Raw genomic sequence first — 16,208 nt, forward strand, 5'->3', positions numbered from 1 at the left:
CGCGGCGCTCTCAATGGACCCAGTCGAGTACGACGTCTTCGTCTGCGCATCCGGGTCGGCGGGTGGGGAGTGGGCGCGCGAGGTCGCTGACGGCTTGACGGGCCGCGGCTTCCGCGTGTGCGGCGAGACGCGCGTCCCGGGCGCGCAGGCCGAAGCGTCCCGGCTTCGGCTCATCGAGGACACGCCGGACTTCGTGCTGTTGCTGACCCCGGATGCGTGGCAGGAGAACGACGGCGTTCGTGATCCCGTGCGTCTCGAAACGGCGCATGCGCTCAGTACCGGGCGCAACGTCGTGCCGATTGCGGCGGCCGCTGGACCGGACCCGCGGCGCACGGCCCTGCCCCCTGGGTTCCCGCTCATCCCCACGCGTCAGACCGTGGCGTACGATCCGCAGGAACGTCCGCAATCGCTCGCGCTGCTCGCGCATCGGCTGTCGAGCGATGAGGAGGTGGACGACCGCCGACTGGTCCGACGCGTCAAGCGGCTCTTCATCGCGGCCATCCTCGGCGTCGTCGTCGGCGTCACGCTGCAGGCGCTTCCGTCGCTCGTCCAGGCGTGGAAACGTCCCAGGCCCAAGCCGCCGCTTCCCCCGCTGACGCTCTACTGGGCGGGGTTCTGGCAGCGTCTCGACCACGGCCAATGGATCGAGTTGCCGCTCGCCGACGGCGCGCGGGTGGCGGGCGGCGACCAGTTGCGTCTTGTGTTCGCTTCGAGTGCGAACGGCTACGCCTACGTGCTGTCGAAGGACCGGCACGGCGACATCACCGTCTTGTTTCCGAAGTACGCGGTCCGTGGCGCCAGTCCGGTGCGCGCGGGGCAGATGTGCGATGCTCCCACTGGCGGAGGCTGGCTCAGTGTGGACGCCGCAGCGGGTATCGACTCGCTGTACCTGCTTGCCAGTTACGATCCGATCGAGAACCTGGAGGAGGTGGTCGGTGACCCGGAGGTCGAGGCGAATCCTGCCGCGCGGCGCGAGCTGCTGGAACTGACCCTCGCGGGCCTCATCGACGGCCGACAGGGCGTCGCCGTCTCCCGCGTCTGGACGCGCAGCGGCCAGACAATCGACCGAAGCATCAAGTTGCCGCCGATTGCGCTCAGCGCCTCGGTGACGACCTCCGGCGGCCTCTCCCTGACGCGGCCCCTCGTGGCGCAGCCGGGCCTCATTCACGCCGCCGTCCAGCTGCGATTCCAGCAGTGAAGCCCGTCAGCGCGGGGCCCCGGCTGCCAACGCCTTCCTCAGGTCCGCGATGAGCAGCGGCGCGAGCGCGAGGGCGCCGTCCTTCGACAGGTGCGAGTTGGGGTTTCCGTACTTGCCGTCGATGAAGTACGCGGGATCGGACAGGTGAAAACGTGTCGGGTCGTTGTAGTTGACGAAGACGCAGTTTCGGTAGCGCCTGGCCATCTCCCTGAACTCCGCGTCGAAGCGTTGCTGCTCGAAATCGGTCCGGTAGGTCGCAACGAAGTCCGGCAGTGCGGCGAGCATCACCGCCACGCCGTCGTGCTCGAGTTCCTGCAGCAGTTTGACGAGGTACACCCCTTCGGTTCCCGGGTACCGCGGAAAGGGAATCCGTTCGTACCGCGCGGGCGGCGGGTCGCCCCGGTCGCCGTTCCGCGGCATCGTGTTGCCCGTGTAGGTCTCCATGTCGCGGACGTAACGCTCGGGGTTGTACTCCGCATGGCGGGGGTTCGAGCGCTCCTGCAGGCGCTGGAGCGCGGTGACGATCGCCCGGTCGTTCACCGATTTGTTCTGCAGCAGCAGCAACGGCCATCGCACGTTCGACGAAGACGCCGGACCGTCCGGACGGACACCGAATCGCTCGAGCGCCCACTTCTCCGACGTGATGTTGAAGATGAAGTAGTCCACCCCGTAAATCACGACGCGCGGCTTCCCGACGATCTGCTTGTAGCGTTTATAGAATTCGTAGTTGTACTGCGGTCCCTTGCCCTGGAAGGCCTCCTTGTACGCCCGTACCCCCACCCCGTCCACGATGTGGAGCGGGTGTATTCCCTCGAAGGTCCGTGACGTGCCGAGAATCAGAATCTGGTAGTCGGACTTTCCGTGAACGTCTTCGAGTTTCCTGCTGAGTTCCGACTGGCGCTCCGCTGACAGCGGCGTGCGCGCCAGGAGCGTCGTCAGCACCCGATCGAAGACGACGAGGCTCACCAGGAAGATGACGACCACGCCGACCCGCCGCAAAGGCCCGACCCTCGAAGCCATGTCTGATTCGTCCTAGAACTTGAAGTAGATGAACGCGTTGCTCGTGTCAACGGAGAACGCGATCAGGATGACGACGAACAGAGCGCAGCCCACTGCCTTCACCTCGACGGGCACGCGTTCGAGAACAGTGAGTTCGTCCACGTGGCGCTGTACGTACTCGAGACCGAGCAGGATGCACACCAGCCCAAGGCTCAGGAACAGGTTCACCCGGCCGGCGTGCGGGAGCCTGAACTGCATGTACCGGAGATAGGTCCAGGCGTTCTCGAACGAGGTCGCGCGGAAGAGAATCCAGGCGAGCGTCACCAGCTGGAACGTCAGGAAGATACTGATGGCCCGGTGCAGACGCGGCAGGCGGTTGAGCCGAATCGCCCGGACCACGCGGCGCCTGAGGCCTTTCGTGCCGAACGACGTGACGAGGAACACGCCGTGGAGTGCGCCCCAGGCCACGAACGTCCACGCCGCTCCGTGCCACAGGCCGCCGAGCAGCATCGTCACCGACATGCCGATCGCGTAGCTCCAACCCTCGACCGGAATCCGCAGCCATCGGTCGGCCTCGAACCGGCGCATCACGGCATACGCGATCGGCAGGAACAGGTAATCGCGCAGCCAACTCGACAGGGTGATGTGCCACCGCGTCCAGAACTGGCTGACGTCACGGCTCAGATACGGGTAATCGAAGTTCTTTGGCGCCGACAGGCCGAGCATTCGGGACACGCCCGTCGAGATGTCCGAGTAGCCCGAGAAATCACAGTAGATCTGGAAATAGTAGCAGTAGGCGCCCAGCAGGAGATGGAGGCCCTTGTACTTCGGCGCCAGGAAGACCTCGCCGACGTAGTAGGCCAGCCGGTCGGCAATCACCATCTTCTTGAACAGGCCCCACGCCACCAGCCGCCCGCCCGCCAGGAGCCGATCGAGATCGAACGCGACCGGCTGCCGCACCTGCGGCAGGAACTGTCCGGGGCGCTCGATCGGTCCCGCGAGGATCTGCGGGAAGAAAGCCACGTAGAGCGCGAAGTAGCCGGCATGCCGCTCGACGGGCACCTTCCGGTGGTAGACGTCGAGGCTGTAGCTGACCAGCTTGAAGACATAGAAGGAGATGCCGATCGGTGCCAGGATGCTCAGTGGTGCGATTGGCCTGGCCTGGAGCAGCGCGTTGCCAACCGACTGAATCGTCTCCCAGAACAGGTTCAGGTACTTGAAGACGATCAACGCGCCGATCGGCACTCCGACGCAAACAGCCAGGAGGATCCGGCGCCGGCGTTTGGACTCCGTGCGCTCCATGAACCTGGCAGCCGTGTAGACGACGGCCGTCAGGCCGATCAGGACGGCGGGGACGTCCAGGCCGAAGGTGCCGTAGAAGACGTAGCTCGCGGCCAGCAGGCACGCCCACCGGTAGCGGTGCGGCGTGATGTAGTACACGCCGACGACCGCCAGGCAGAACGCCCAGAAGCCAAGCGAGGTGAAAGACATAGCCGAAAATGATAGCGGTCCGAATCAAGGCCCGTCAATCAAGCGACCGCGGCGTCGAGGCAGGCAGCCGTCCACGCGGGGAACTCCGCCCTCATGTGGAAGTGATCGAGGTACGCGTCATCGGCGGTCGAGGCCACTCCGACCGTGTCCGCAGGATGCGCCTGGTGCTCGATGACGTTGCCCGCGTGCACGGCGCCGAGCGGGCAGTAGGAGGGCGCCGCGCTCTCCGACGGCCGATGGTGCCACGCCACGCCCGCGACGATCGGCTCGGGCAGGCCCCACAGGCCCAGCAGATATGCGCCGACCTCGGCGTGCGTCGTGCCCAGGACGTCACGTTCCACGAGCCATGTCGGCACGTGATCGCTCGCGGCCTGTTCGACGACGACCGAATAGTCCTCGGGCATCGAGCTGGCGAGGACGAGCTTGCCGATGTCGTGCAGGAGCGCGGCCGTGAACGCTTCGCCCACGATGTCCGCGGCTTCCTGCTGCCGGCGTGCGATCACACGCGCGAAGCCGGCGGTGGCCATCGAGTGTCGCCAGACCCTCCCGAGGCCGAAGCGAGCGACTGTCTTCAGGTCGAGCTGGGAGAAGATGTTTGAGGACAGCGCCAAGCCGCGGACTGCTTCGATGCCGAGCAGCTGTACGGCCTGGACCGGGTCGCCAATCCGCATCCGGAAGCCGAACAGCGGCGAGTTGACGAGTTGCAGGATCTTCGCCGACATTCCCGCGTCGCGCGCCACGAGGTCGCCGACCTTCCGGGGCGACGCCTGGTCCTTGCGGAGTTCGGCCATCATCGCGAGGTAGGCGGGCGGCAGGCTCGGCACCGACTTGAGGCGCGTGACCAGCGCCTTGAGATCCGGATCCGAGAGGAGCTCGCCGAGCAGGAGCGTTTCCGCCAGGCGTGCGAAGACGGCGTCGGGTTCGAGCGGTTTCGCGAGGAACTGGTGTGCGGCATCGTCTGCCCGCACCAGCATGCCGCGGCCCGCGCTCTTCGACAGCAGGAACCGGACGGCGTTGGGCTGGCGACGGGCGACCTCGTCGAGGAACGACGTGCCGTCGGCCGCACGGACGTCGATGTCGGCAAGGACGACGTCGAACGGGCGCTGCGAGATCTGGTCGCACGCATCGGCTGCCGACATGGCACAGACGATCGACCAGTCGCCTCGGGCCGTCCTGAGGGCCTGTTCCAGCTTACCGAGCAGTTTACGATCACGGTCCACGAACAGGACGCGTCCGACCACGGTTGTCTCCCTGCGTTCGTTCCGACACCGCACGGGTCCATAACGGAAATCGGCAGATACCGACAGGAGGTGAGTGCGGACCGCTCCGACACGGTGGAGCTCTGGGCAGTGACGTGCGGAGCCATCGCGACACGACAGGATTGACGCTCGCTCCCCGACCCGGGCTGTGGCACAGTAGTGCCATGACACGCGACGTCATCCGCCGCCTGCCGAAGACCGACCTCCACGTGCACCTGGACGGGTCGCTCAGGCTTTCGAGCCTGATTGACATGGCGCGCGAGCGGAAGGTCGGATTGCCCTCCTCGTCCGAGGAGGGCCTGCAGCAGCTGGTCTTTCGCCCGCACTACGCAAACCTGGCGGAGTACCTCGAAGGGTTTCGCTACACGGTCCCGGTGCTCCAGGATCGTGAGGCGCTCGAGCGTTCGGCGTTCGAGCTGTGCGAGGACTGCCAGGCGGAGGGCGTCCGCTACGTCGAGGTCAGGTTCGCGCCGCAGCTGCACGTGCGTCCCGGCTTCGGCGTCCCGGACGTGGTTCGGGCCGTGGACGCCGGCATCCGACGTGCGTCGGCGGCCTTCAACAGGCGCCCCGAAGTGGTCGCCGGTCACGAACCTCGCTTCGTCGCGGGGATCATCCTCTGCGCGCTCCGCTACTTCACGGCGGACCTCTCGGAGGGCTACCGCCGGATCCTGGAGGCGCTGCCCGAAGCATCACCGCAGGAACTGCACGCGGCGGCGAGCGTCCAGGTCGCGCGCGCGGCGGCGCGGCTGAAGCACGAGGAAGGTCTGTTGGTCGTGGGGATCGATCTGGCGGGGCAGGAGAAGGGATACCCGGCCGAAGACCATCGCGCCGCGTATCAGGTGGCGCATGCGGCGTTCCTCGGCAAGACGGTGCACGCCGGCGAGGACTACGGCCCAGAATCGATCTTCCAGGCCATCGGGAACCTGCACGCCGACCGAATCGGCCACGGCACCTGGCTGTTCGACGACACCAAGATTCACAATCGCCGCGTGACCGACGGAAAGGCGTATGTCGAACGGCTCGCGCAGTTCATCGCCGACAAGCGCATCACCATCGAGGTGTGCTTGACGTCGAATCAACAGACCGTGCCGGAGTTTGCCTCCGACCTGCGGTGCCATCCGTTCGCCGAGATGCGCCAGCGCCGGCTGTCGACGACCATCTGTACCGATAACCGGCTCGTGTCGAACACAACCGTCTCGAACGAGATCGAACGGGCGGCGGACGCCTTCGCGCTGACGGACCGCGAGGTGAGGGACATTCTGATCTACGGCTTCAAGCGGAGCTTCTTCCCGGGCACCTACCTCGAGAAGCGCACCTACGTTCGGCAGATGATCGACTTTGCCGACAGAATTCTGGCCGGCCACGACGCCCCCCCTGCGCCGCCCTCCTGAGTGCTTCGACTCGCATCTACGGCCACAATCCGCACTCGGCGCGCGCGGCCACGCCGGGGATGAACCCAGGATCGGAACCCAGGGTCGGAACTGGCAATGTTCTCTCCACGGCGCTACACTGCCTACGGGTCGCAGCCATTTCATCGATCTCGCCGGGGGCGGCGGCGGCGGCGGCGCGGAGAGGGGAGAGCGATGCCTCATGGCGCGCCCCGGTGGTGACAGCGTGACGCAAGCCTCGCGGCTCGCGGCTTGCAGGTTGACTGGTTCGGGAAGCACATGGAGGATGAGATCACATGTTGACGCAAAGACGCCTCGTCGTCGTGCTCGCTCTCGCGTTCCTCGTCGCCGGAGCGCCCGGATTGATGGCACAGGCCGCAAAGGCCGCAGCGCCGGCGGCGCAGGCCGCGCCGGCCGTCAAGGTTGACCTGAACTCAGCCAGCCAGGCGGACCTCGAGAAACTGCCGGGCATCGGTCCGGCGACAGCGAAGAAGATCATCGCCGGCCGACCGTTCGCCTCGGTGGCTGACCTGGCCAAGGCTGGGGTTTCGGCCAACACCATCACGAAGATCACGCCGCTCGTGACGGTCGCTGCCGCTGCGACGCCGGCCGCCCCTGCAGCCACCGCTCCCGCTGCAGCGACGAAGACCGCTGCCCAAGCCGCCGCTCCGGCTGCTGCTGCGCCCGCCAAGGCCGCCGCCCCTGGCGTCGCGGCCGCGCAGCCGCCCGCCCCTGGGATGGTGTGGGTGAACACCTTGACCAAGGTGTACCACAAGGAAGGCGACCGCTATTTCGGCAAGACGAAGGCGGGCAAGTACATGACGGAGGAAGAGGCCATCAAGGCTGGGTACCGCGCTGCGAAGGCAGGCGCCGCCAAGAAGAAATAGGGCGGCACCGAGCCCATGAAAGTCCAGGCGCTGGCACGGAACACGCGACTCTACAGCTCGAACGTCTTCCTGGTCACCGGCGACTGGAACCGCCTGGAAGACGTCAACGGGCTCGTGGATGCGGGTGCCGATCCCGCGGTCATGACGTTTCTGGCCGATGCCGCGACCGGTGTCGGCAAGCGGAAGCTGGATATCGTCGTGCTCACGCACCGTCACTTCGATCACGCGACGATGGTGCCGATGCTGAGAAAGGCGTACGCGCCGACGATCGCCGCGTTCGGTCCGGGAGATGACGTGGACCGCGCGCTGGCGGATGGCGACGTGATCCGCCTCGGCGACGAGGACTTCGAAGTCATCCAGACGCCGGGCCACACCGAGGATTCGATCTGCCTGTATGGTCAACGCAGCGGCGCGTTGTTCGCCGGCGACACGCCGCTCGTTCATCTCTCGCCTGACGGCGACTACGAGTCAGGCTACGTCAACGCCCTCCGTCGAATCGTCGAAAAGCCCGTCAAGACGATTTACTTCGGCCACGGCGATCCGCTGACGGCCGACTGTCGTGCTCAACTCCACGCCTCGCTCCTGGTGGCGGAGCGTTACAGGCGGAGTGCGCGGTGAGAATCGTCCTCACTCCGCGCGGAGCGCGATCATCGGATCGACGCGGGTCGCCCTCCGGGCGGGCACCAGCGTGGCCACGAGGCCGACGAGCGCGATCAGGCCCGCCACGAAGCCGAAGGTCAGCGGGTCGAGCGCGCTGACGCCAAACAGCACCGTGGCAATTGCGTCCCGTCCGAGCGCGGCGATCGTCACGGACAGTCCGATCCCGATGGCGAGACCGAGGCCCAGCTGTCGCGATCCCTGTTTCAGCACCATCGTCAGGATGCGCCGGTAGTCCGCGCCAAGGGCCATCCGCACACCGTACTCCTGTGTCCGCTGGTTGACCGAGAACGACATCACTCCGTAGATCCCGACCGCCGCCAGGATGACCGCCACGATGCCGAAGATCGTGAACATCACCGCGATGATCCGCGGGCCGGCGACGGCAGAGTCGAGATTGTAGGCCGGCGTGCCCGTGAAATAGAGCGGAAGGTTGGGGTCCACCTTGTTCACCTGTCGCCTCAGTTCACGGAGTAGTGTCTCCGGGCGCTGGCCCGCGTGCGGCTTCACGAGCACTGTGGCGAACTGGCTGGCGGCCGGCTCGTCCTGCGCCGGACCGAACGGAATCGAGTAGAACGGCACGTAGTACCCGGAGTCGTCGACGTTCGGGATGTTGAAGGGTCCCTGCATGCGTACGGTCGTCACGACGCCGACGATCGTGCGCCACGGGCCGTACTGCGGCGTGGAGCCGTCTCCGGTGCGAAAGCGCCGGCCCATCGGGCTCTCGGTGCCGAAGTGCTTCCTGGCAAATGCCGCGTTCACGATGGCCACCGGGAGCTTCGAGTCCAGATCGTCGTCGGTGAACGTCCGCCCCTCGATGACCCGCTGCCCCATGACGTCGAAGAAGCTGCCGTTCACCTGCTCGAAGTTCGCGTTGAGCCGGTCGCGGCGATTCTTGTAGACCTTCCCTTCGATCTCGACAGGGCCCGAGCCGCTGAACACCATTCGAAGCCGGCTGCTGTAGGCGACGGCCTCGAACTGTGACGCGCCTCGGAGTTCCCGGATGAGCCGGTCGTAGAACTGTTTCCGGGCCGCCTGTGTCGGGTAGTCGCCATCCATCAGGCCCATCCGGGCCGACATGATGCCGGACGTGTCGTACCCGTAGTCGATGTTCTGCTGTGCCAGGATCGAGCGGAGTTGCAGGAGCGACCCGATCAACAGCAGGCAGGTCACCACGATCTGGGTCACCACGAGACCGCGTGTGACGAGGTTGATGGCGCGGTTGGTGTTGCCCCGCCCGCCCTCCCGAAGGACCCCGGCCACGTTCGCCCTCGATGCCATCCACGCCGGCAGCAGTCCGGAGACCACGGCCGCGACGATCGTGGCGAGGACGGTGAACGTGAGCACCTTGGCGTCGATGTCGAACGTCATCCACGCTGGCGGGGGGTTGTCCATGTTGCGGAGCGTGGTCGCGAACCAGTCCACCGACAGGTACGCGAGGCCCACGCCGACCGCGGCGCCCACGCAGGCCAGCAACAGGCTCTCGGTCAGCATCTGACCGATGAGTCGCGTTCGGGTGGCACCGAGCGATGAGCGGACGGCGAGTTCCTTCGCGCGCAGCGTGGCCCGCGCGAACTGCATGTTCATCACGTTGAAGCAGGCGATGAGGAGCACGCCGACGCAGAACGCCAGCATCGTCATCAGCGTCCCGCGCAGTTGAGGCCCGGTGACGGTGTCGAGGAGTGGCTGGACGAGGCCGTCGGTGAACGTCTTGCTGGTGTCGGGATAGGCCGTCGCGAACCGCTTGGCGAACGCCGTCATCTCCGCACGGGCCGTGTCCAGCGTGACGCCCCGTTTGATGAGCCCGATGACGCCCGGAGCGTTCGCCTGCGGATCGTTCCTGGGCCGGACCGGGAACTCGCTGTTGAGCGGGATCCAGAGTTCCTCAACCGTCGGAAACACGAACCCCTTGGGCATCACGCCGATGATCGTGGCCGGCTTGCCGTTGATGCGGACCGACTTGCCCACCACGCTGGCCGCGCCGCCGAAGTCCCTCTGCCACAGCCCGTAGCCGATGAGCGCGACCTTCTCGGCGCCCGGCGTGTTGTCCGCCGCGGTGAAGTCACGCCCGAGCATCGGGCCGACGCCCAGGACGCGCATGAAGGTCTCGGAAGTGTACGCGCCGGTGTAGCGCCGGGGCTGGCCGTCGATCGTGATGTTGACCGTCGATCCGTTCAGGAATGCCGTCATCAGCTCGAAGGACTTCTGCTCGGGCACCATCTCCTGGTAGTCCATCGAGAGCACGCGGTTGTTCGTACCGAAAGCCGTCGCCGTGGACGGGTCTGAAAACGAGACGTTCGTCAGCCGGTCGCCGTTGGGAAACGAGAACCCGCGCAGCATGATGCCGTTCACCACGCTGAACTGGGTGGTGACGGCGCAAACGCCAAGGGCGAGCACGAAGATCGCCAGGGCGCAGAACGCCTTCTCCTTGACGAGCACCCGGACGCCGATGCGAACGTCCCGGGCGACGGACTCTGCAAACATGCTTCCCCCAGCTCGGCTGACGCGCCGACACCACGGCCGTGAGCGGATCTCAACAACAGAGACGAATGTCGTTGGCCGAAGGTTCGATGGCGGCGGCCTGGGCCCGATGCGCCCATCCAGTTTGCTGCGGCCGAACGCGAGGAAGGACGTTCCCGGCCCCCATGAGGGTGAAGGCGATAAGCGACGGCACGTAGTCCAGCCAGGGCCTGACGCCGACGAAGAGCGCGGCCAGGAGGGTGGCAAGCCGCCGGGAAGGCGGAGATCGTGATCCTATGCAGAGGCCACAGAGGTCGCGGAGAGAGGAAGGTTGACGACCTCCGCGACCTCCACGACCTCCATGTTGAACGACAGGCCGTCGGCCGGCTCTACTCGGCAGCCGGCCGGCGATCCACGAGCGCGAGCAGAGCGGGAACGAACACCAGCGTAATCACCGTCGACACCGTCAGGCCGCCAATGACGGCGATCGCCAGCGGCTTCTGCATCTCCGCCCCGGCGCCGAGGCCCAGTGCCAGCGGCAACAGGCCGAAGAGCGTGCAGAGCGTCGTCATCAGGATGGGGCGCAGTCTGATCGCGCCCGCCTGCACGAGCGCCTCGACCCGGTCGGGCTCGTGCTTCGAGATGAGGTCGGCGTAGTCCACGAGGATGATGCCATTCTTCACGATGAGGCCGACCAGCAGGACCAGTCCCATCAACGACGAGACATTGAGCGGTGTTTTCGTGAGCAGCAGCAGGCCGAACGCGCCGACGAGCGAGAGCGGCGCGGCGGACAGGATGACGAGCGCCGAGGTGAAGCGCCGGAACTGCGCGACCAGCACGGCGAACACCAACAGCACCGCGATTCCCAGCACGACGATGAGCGACCAGAACGCCGCCTGCTGGCTCTCGTACAACCCCCCCATCTGCCACGTGTAGCCGAGCGGGAGGGCGGCGGACGCCATCACCGCCTCGATGTCTCTCACGGCGCTCTTCATGCCGCGCCCTTCGAGCCGCGCCGTTACCGGGACCATCTGTTTCAGGTCTTCGCGATGAAGTTCCTCCTGGCCCTCGGCCGAGGACACGGCTGCGGTTGCCGAGAGGGGCACGATCGTGCCGTTGCCGTTGGTCAGGGGGAACTCCCGCACCCAGTCGAAATCGAACCGGTACTTGTCGGGGAACCGCACGCGCACGTCCACGAGGCGGTCGCCGCGTCGAAACGCCGTCGACACGCGACCCAGCATGCCGGTGGACAGCTGGCTCGACACCTGGTCGACCGTGAAGCCCGCCTTGGCCGCCCGCGTGGGATCGACCTGCACGTTCAGCTCGGGATTGCCGCGCTGGGGTGCGACGACGTCCACGACGCCGTCGATCTTCTTCATGCGCTCGGCGACGCCTTCCGCGAGGCGCGCCAGCGTCGGGAGGTCGTCGCCGAATATCTTCACCTCGATCGGCTCGGGGTTACCCTCGAGATCGCCCAGCATGTCCTGCAGCAACTGGATGAATTCGACGGTCATGCCGGGCAGGTCCCTCCCGAACGTGCCCCGCAGCTCTTCGATGATTTGCTCGGAACTCCTCGTGCGATCGGACCTCGGCTTCAGGCGAACGACAATGTCTCCGGTGTTCTGTGGCGTGGCGAACAGACCGAGTTCCGCCCCCGTGCGCCGCGCAAAGCCGGCCACCTCCGGTGTGTCGTGCAGAATCCGCTCGATCCGGCCCACCATCTTGTCGGTCTCCGGCAGCGACGTGCCGGCCGGCGTCCAGTAGTCGAGGACGAAACCGCCTTCGTCCATCTCCGGCAGGAATCCGGTGTCCAGTTTCTCGAAGAAGAGGACGCCGAGGCCGGCGAACGCGATGGTGACGAGCACGACCAGCGCGGGACGCTTCAGCGCGCGACGGAGCATCGCCTGGTACCGGTGGGAGAGCCAGGGCAGCGCGGCGCGCGGCTGGGCAACCGCGCCTGCCGGCAGACCGGTTGCCGACGATCGGACGGGCAGCAGCCAGCGCGCGGCCAGGTTCGGAATGAACAGCAGAGCGTAGGCCAGGGACAGCAGCACGGCGGCCGCGAGGGTGAGCGACAGCGCCGAGAAGAACTGGCCCACGACGCCCTGAAGCAGGCCGAGCGGGACGAACACCACGACCGTCGTGAGCGTCGAGCCCGTGACCGCGGCAATCAGTTCCTGGGTGCCCTTCTCGGCGGCAACCGTCACCGTCTCACCGGCCGCGCGGTGGCGGTGGATGTTCTCCACGATGACAATCGCATCGTCGATGACGAGTCCGATGGCGATAGCGAGGCCGCCCATCGACATCAGATCGATCGTGCCGCCCGCCAGGCGGAGGATCCAGAACGTGCCGACGAGCGTGAGCGGGAGAGAGGTCGCGGCGATGAACGTCACGCGCCAGTCGCGCAGGAACGCAATGAGCACGAAGACCGCCAGCAGGCCGCCGATGATGATGGCGTCGCGCACGTTGGCCACGGCGCCCCTGACGAACTCCGCCAGGTCGTACACGACCTTCCAACGGACGTTGGGGGGAAGGGACTGACGATAGCCCTCGATGGCCGCCCGCGCACCGTCCACGACATTGATGATGTTGCCGTGGATCTGGCGCGCCACGCTCACCAGGGCCGCCGGCTGTCCGTCGCCGCTGACGAGCGTGGTCTTGTCCAGCACGCCCTCGCGCACCTCCGCGAGATCTTTAACGTACACAGGTGTCTGCTGCCGGAAGGCAACGACGACGTTGCGCACGTCGTCGAGGCTCGTGAGCTCGGCCGTGGCCAGCACGAGGTACTGGCGATAGTCCTTGGCGAGGCGACCGACCGAATTCACCTGGTTGGTCGCCTTGAGCGCGTCGGCCACCTGGTCGATCGTCAGCTTGGCGGCGCTGAGTCGTTCAGGATCGACCTGCACGGAGATCTCGCGTTCCTCGCTGGCGATCACCTCGACGTTGGCGACGCCGGTCACCCGGCTGAGGAGGGGCCGGATGTCGAACGCCGCCAGGTCGCGCAGGTCCCGGGCCGGAAGGCCACCGGTGAGGTTGATCATGAAGATCGGGAAGAGCGACGGAGTCATCCGCTCGACCTGCATCTCGGTGCCCGGCGGGAGCGTCGGCTTCACCTCGTCGGTCTTGCCCTGCATGAGCTGCAGCGCATACCGCATGTCGGCATCGGGATTGAACAACACCGAGATTTCCGTCGCGCCTCGAATCGTCTTCGACCGGACACGGCGGACGCCCAGCACCGACCGGGCGGCCTCTTCGAGCGGCCGTGTGACGGCGAGTTGCACCAGCCGCGGCGAGAGGTCCCCGGATTTCGCGACGATGACGATCCGAGGGAACTCGACCTCCGGGTAGATGGCGCTCGGCAGGCGAAACATCGAGTAGAAGCCGGCTGCCGTGAGCAGCACGACGCCGAGGAGGACGGCCCTCGCGTTCTGCGAGGCGAAGCGGGCGACGTTCATGATGCCTTCCCGAGCTTGGCCTTCTCGCCGAGGCCGTGAACCGCGGACGTCAGAACCGACTGTCCATCGGCGACTCCGGACAGGATTTCCACCGCGTCGATGGTCTCGAGGCCGATCTTCACCGGCGTCCTCTGCGCCACGCCGCTGGTCACCACGTAGACGGCCGCCTCACCGGCCTCGGTCCTGGCTACGGCCGACGGCGGAACCGTGAGCGCAGCCTTCCGTTCGCTGACCGCGATCCGCGCCTGCGCGTACATGCCCACCTTCAGCGACCGGCCGGTATTCGTCACGCGAACGCGGGCCAGCGCGGCGTTGGTCTGGGGATCGATGGCCGGCGCGATGGCGATGACCTCCCCGGGGAACGTCTTGTCGGGGTAGGCGTCGGACGCGATGGCGACCTTCTGGCCGACGTGAACGGCGGCGAGATGCTCCGAAGGGACGCTGGCCGCCAGTTCCACGACCTCGATGCTGGCGACCTCGATCAGCGGCTGGGCGGCGGTGCCGTCGACCTGCTCACCGACACTGACCAGTCGTTTCACGACGGTGCCGGTGATGGGCGATGTCACCTTCGCCCGCGACAACTGCCGATCCGCGCTGTCGAGCGCGGCCAAGGCCGTCTCGAGACCGGCCTCGGCGGTTGCCTGCTGGGCGCGCGCATCCTCGACCTCCTTGCCGGCCGCGATGCCGCGCTTGAAGAGCCGATCGGTCCGCTCGAGGTTCAGCTTCGCGTTCTCGAGCGCCGCCTTCGCCTGGTTGACCGCCGCCGCGGCCTGCCGTTTCTGGTCTTCGAGCGGGCGCGGATCGATCTCTGCGACCACCTGGCCGGACGACACCGCGTCACCTTCGGCCACCCGCAGCATCATCACCCGGCCCGGCACGAGTGCGCTGATCTTGACGTCGTGGTTCGGCTCCGCGGCAATCGTGCCGCGGACGACGAGACGCTCGACCAGGTCCTGCTTCGCCACCTTGCCGATGTCGGCGGTGATCGTCGGCACGTCCACGGCGGCACCCTCCTCCACCGCCTTCTTCCCGCAGGCGGCGACGGAGACGGTCATTGCAACCAGGATGGCCAGGCACGCCGCACGGCTGGCGCGTTGTCCCATGATTCGCTCGTTACTTCTCACTGCGTCCCTCCGTGAGCGGCGCACCTACGACCTCTTCGAGATCGGCGATCGCGGTCTGGAAATCGAGCAATGCCTGCAGGTATTCGCGGCTCACGTCACGCAGGCTGCGTTGGGCGTCGATCAGGCCGAGAACCGAATTGCGGCCGGCCTTGTAGCTCTCCTCGGCCAGCGTCGCCAACTCGGTGGCCGCTGGAATCACGCGCCCCCGGTACGCGTCCACCTGGCGCCGCTCGGCTTCCATGCGGGCGAGCGCGCCGAAGACGGCACTTTCGGCGACGCGACGAGCGGCGTCGCGTTTGGCGTGAATCCAATCGATGGTTGCCATCGACTGCGCGATCTCGCCCTTGTTCCGGCTGAAGAGCGGGATGGCCATCGCAATGCCCAGGCTCTTGCCGACGGTGAACTCATCGGGGGCGTCGATCGGGAGACCGAACGTGACCGTGGGCGTCGGCACGCGTTCCGCCTTCAACACGCCGAGCCGGCGTTCCTCGACGGCCGCCTCTCGTTCAGCCGACAGCAGATCGATGTTGGACGCTGACGCGATCCGCATGGCCCCTGCGAGATCCGTCGTTGCCGGCCCCTCGGCCAGATCGCCCGTCAGGGCCACGGCCTGACCGGCGGGCTGGTTGAGCACGGCGTTGAGGTCGGCCTGTGCCGACGCCCGTGTCGATCGCGCGAGATCGAGCTCCGTCTGCGCACGCGCCAGTCCGAGGTCGGCCTGGAGCACATCGAGTTTCGGGGTCGCACCCGCTTCGAAGCGGGCCTGCGCAACCTGGCGTGTGCGCTCGGACAGGTCGAGGACCTCGCCGGCCAACCGCACGCGTTGGTCGGCGGCCAGCAGGCCGTAGAACGCCAGCCGCAGGTTGCGGCGCAGCGTACGCATCTCGGTCCGCTCATCGAGATCCGCGAGCGTCAACTCCTCCCTGGCCAGCGCGATCCGTCGGCTCCGCTGACCGCCGAGCTCGATCGGGTACCCGAAGGTCAGGTTCTCGTGCGGCGAGTCCTGGGTGACCTCGAAGCCGAACTCGGGATTCGCCCGTTGCCCTGCAATCCGCACCTGCGCCTCGCGAATGGCCCGCTGCCGCCGCGCGGCTGCAAGCCCCAGATTCCGGGACGCCGCCAAGTCGAGCGCCGCCCTGAACGTCAACGGCGGCGACGCCGCCTGGGCGTCGGCCCGGCCGGCAGACGCGCCCGCGCACAGCAGCAACGCCGCCATGACGCGAATGGTCTTTGTACCCATTCTCAACTCCCGTTTCCTACGACCGGCACCACGAGAACCACGATCAGGAG

At 66.9% G+C, this 16,208-nt stretch carries 11 protein-coding genes; 4 read left to right on the forward strand and 7 right to left on the reverse strand.

The annotated features are described in order from the left end of the window. Nucleotides 1-13 precede the first annotated feature (13 nt). Complete coding sequence (locus VGK32_16385) at nucleotides 14-1,198, forward strand: DUF4384 domain-containing protein (GenBank protein ID HEY3383351.1); 1,185 nt, start codon at nucleotides 14-16, stop codon at nucleotides 1,196-1,198. 6 nt (nucleotides 1,199-1,204) lie between these two features. On the opposite strand, the gene VGK32_16390 is transcribed toward VGK32_16385, so the two are convergent. From VGK32_16390 to VGK32_16400, 3 genes are read right to left on the reverse strand one after another with little or no spacing between them, the layout of a single operon-like run. Continuing rightward, entirely contained in the window at nucleotides 1,205-2,218 is a 1,014-nt protein-coding gene (locus tag VGK32_16390) for a hypothetical protein (protein HEY3383352.1), read from the reverse strand. A 12-nt stretch (nucleotides 2,219-2,230) separates the two neighbouring features. Next, nucleotides 2,231-3,688 carry an MBOAT family O-acyltransferase gene (locus tag VGK32_16395; protein HEY3383353.1) on the reverse strand — a complete coding sequence of 486 codons (1,458 nt, stop codon included), beginning with the start codon at nucleotides 3,686-3,688 and terminating at the stop codon, nucleotides 2,231-2,233. A gap of 38 nt (nucleotides 3,689-3,726) precedes the next feature. Next, nucleotides 3,727-4,929: a response regulator gene (locus tag VGK32_16400; GenBank protein HEY3383354.1), complete on the reverse strand. Its 1,203-nt coding sequence runs from the start codon at nucleotides 4,927-4,929 to the stop codon at nucleotides 3,727-3,729. 182 nt (nucleotides 4,930-5,111) lie between these two features. Here VGK32_16400 and VGK32_16405 point away from each other — a divergent pair, with 182 nt between their 5' ends. From VGK32_16405 to VGK32_16415, 3 genes are all read left to right on the forward strand, one after another. After that, entirely contained in the window at nucleotides 5,112-6,338 is a 1,227-nt protein-coding gene (locus VGK32_16405; protein ID HEY3383355.1) for an adenosine deaminase family protein, read from the forward strand. Between the two features lie 293 nt (nucleotides 6,339-6,631). Then, entirely contained in the window at nucleotides 6,632-7,222 is a 591-nt protein-coding gene (locus VGK32_16410; GenBank protein HEY3383356.1) for a helix-hairpin-helix domain-containing protein, read from the forward strand. 15 nt (nucleotides 7,223-7,237) lie between these two features. Beyond that, complete coding sequence (locus tag VGK32_16415; protein HEY3383357.1) at nucleotides 7,238-7,840, forward strand: MBL fold metallo-hydrolase; 603 nt, start codon at nucleotides 7,238-7,240, stop codon at nucleotides 7,838-7,840. Between the two features lie 9 nt (nucleotides 7,841-7,849). On the opposite strand, the gene VGK32_16420 is transcribed toward VGK32_16415, so the two are convergent. The 4 genes from VGK32_16420 to VGK32_16435 form a co-directional block, all read right to left on the reverse strand. Next, nucleotides 7,850-10,363 (reverse strand): ABC transporter permease, encoded by a 2,514-nt coding sequence (locus tag VGK32_16420; protein ID HEY3383358.1) that lies wholly within the window; start codon nucleotides 10,361-10,363, stop codon nucleotides 7,850-7,852. 365 nt (nucleotides 10,364-10,728) lie between these two features. After that, nucleotides 10,729-13,794 (reverse strand): efflux RND transporter permease subunit, encoded by a 3,066-nt coding sequence (locus VGK32_16425; protein ID HEY3383359.1) that lies wholly within the window; start codon nucleotides 13,792-13,794, stop codon nucleotides 10,729-10,731. Continuing rightward, nucleotides 13,791-14,918: an efflux RND transporter periplasmic adaptor subunit gene (locus VGK32_16430; protein ID HEY3383360.1), complete on the reverse strand. Its 1,128-nt coding sequence runs from the start codon at nucleotides 14,916-14,918 to the stop codon at nucleotides 13,791-13,793. Before VGK32_16430 ends, VGK32_16425 begins: the two co-directional genes overlap by 4 nt. Continuing rightward, on the reverse strand, nucleotides 14,908-16,158 hold the full coding sequence (locus VGK32_16435) for a TolC family protein (protein HEY3383361.1): 1,251 nt from the start codon (nucleotides 16,156-16,158) through the stop codon (nucleotides 14,908-14,910). The genes VGK32_16430 and VGK32_16435 overlap by 11 nt, the downstream gene beginning before the upstream one ends. Between the last annotated feature and the right edge of the window lie 50 nt (nucleotides 16,159-16,208).

This window comes from Vicinamibacterales bacterium, from assembly GCA_036504215.1.
Classification (GTDB): domain Bacteria; phylum Acidobacteriota; class Vicinamibacteria; order Vicinamibacterales; family Fen-181; genus FEN-299.

Excerpts from the sequence above, each read along its gene's own strand:
- VGK32_16385 (HEY3383351.1), top strand. The coding sequence starts at position 14 with ATGGACCCAGTCGAGTACGACGTCTTCGTCTGCGCATCCGGGTCGGCG.
- VGK32_16390 (HEY3383352.1), bottom strand. The coding sequence starts at position 2,218 with ATGGCTTCGAGGGTCGGGCCTTTGCGGCGGGTCGGCGTGGTCGTCATC.
- VGK32_16395 (HEY3383353.1), bottom strand. The coding sequence starts at position 3,688 with ATGTCTTTCACCTCGCTTGGCTTCTGGGCGTTCTGCCTGGCGGTCGTC.
- VGK32_16405 (HEY3383355.1), top strand. The coding sequence starts at position 5,112 with ATGACACGCGACGTCATCCGCCGCCTGCCGAAGACCGACCTCCACGTG.
- VGK32_16410 (HEY3383356.1), top strand. The coding sequence starts at position 6,632 with ATGTTGACGCAAAGACGCCTCGTCGTCGTGCTCGCTCTCGCGTTCCTC.
- VGK32_16415 (HEY3383357.1), top strand. The coding sequence starts at position 7,238 with ATGAAAGTCCAGGCGCTGGCACGGAACACGCGACTCTACAGCTCGAAC.
- VGK32_16420 (HEY3383358.1), bottom strand. The coding sequence starts at position 10,363 with ATGTTTGCAGAGTCCGTCGCCCGGGACGTTCGCATCGGCGTCCGGGTG.
- VGK32_16425 (HEY3383359.1), bottom strand. The coding sequence starts at position 13,794 with ATGAACGTCGCCCGCTTCGCCTCGCAGAACGCGAGGGCCGTCCTCCTC.
- VGK32_16435 (HEY3383361.1), bottom strand. The coding sequence starts at position 16,158 with ATGGGTACAAAGACCATTCGCGTCATGGCGGCGTTGCTGCTGTGCGCG.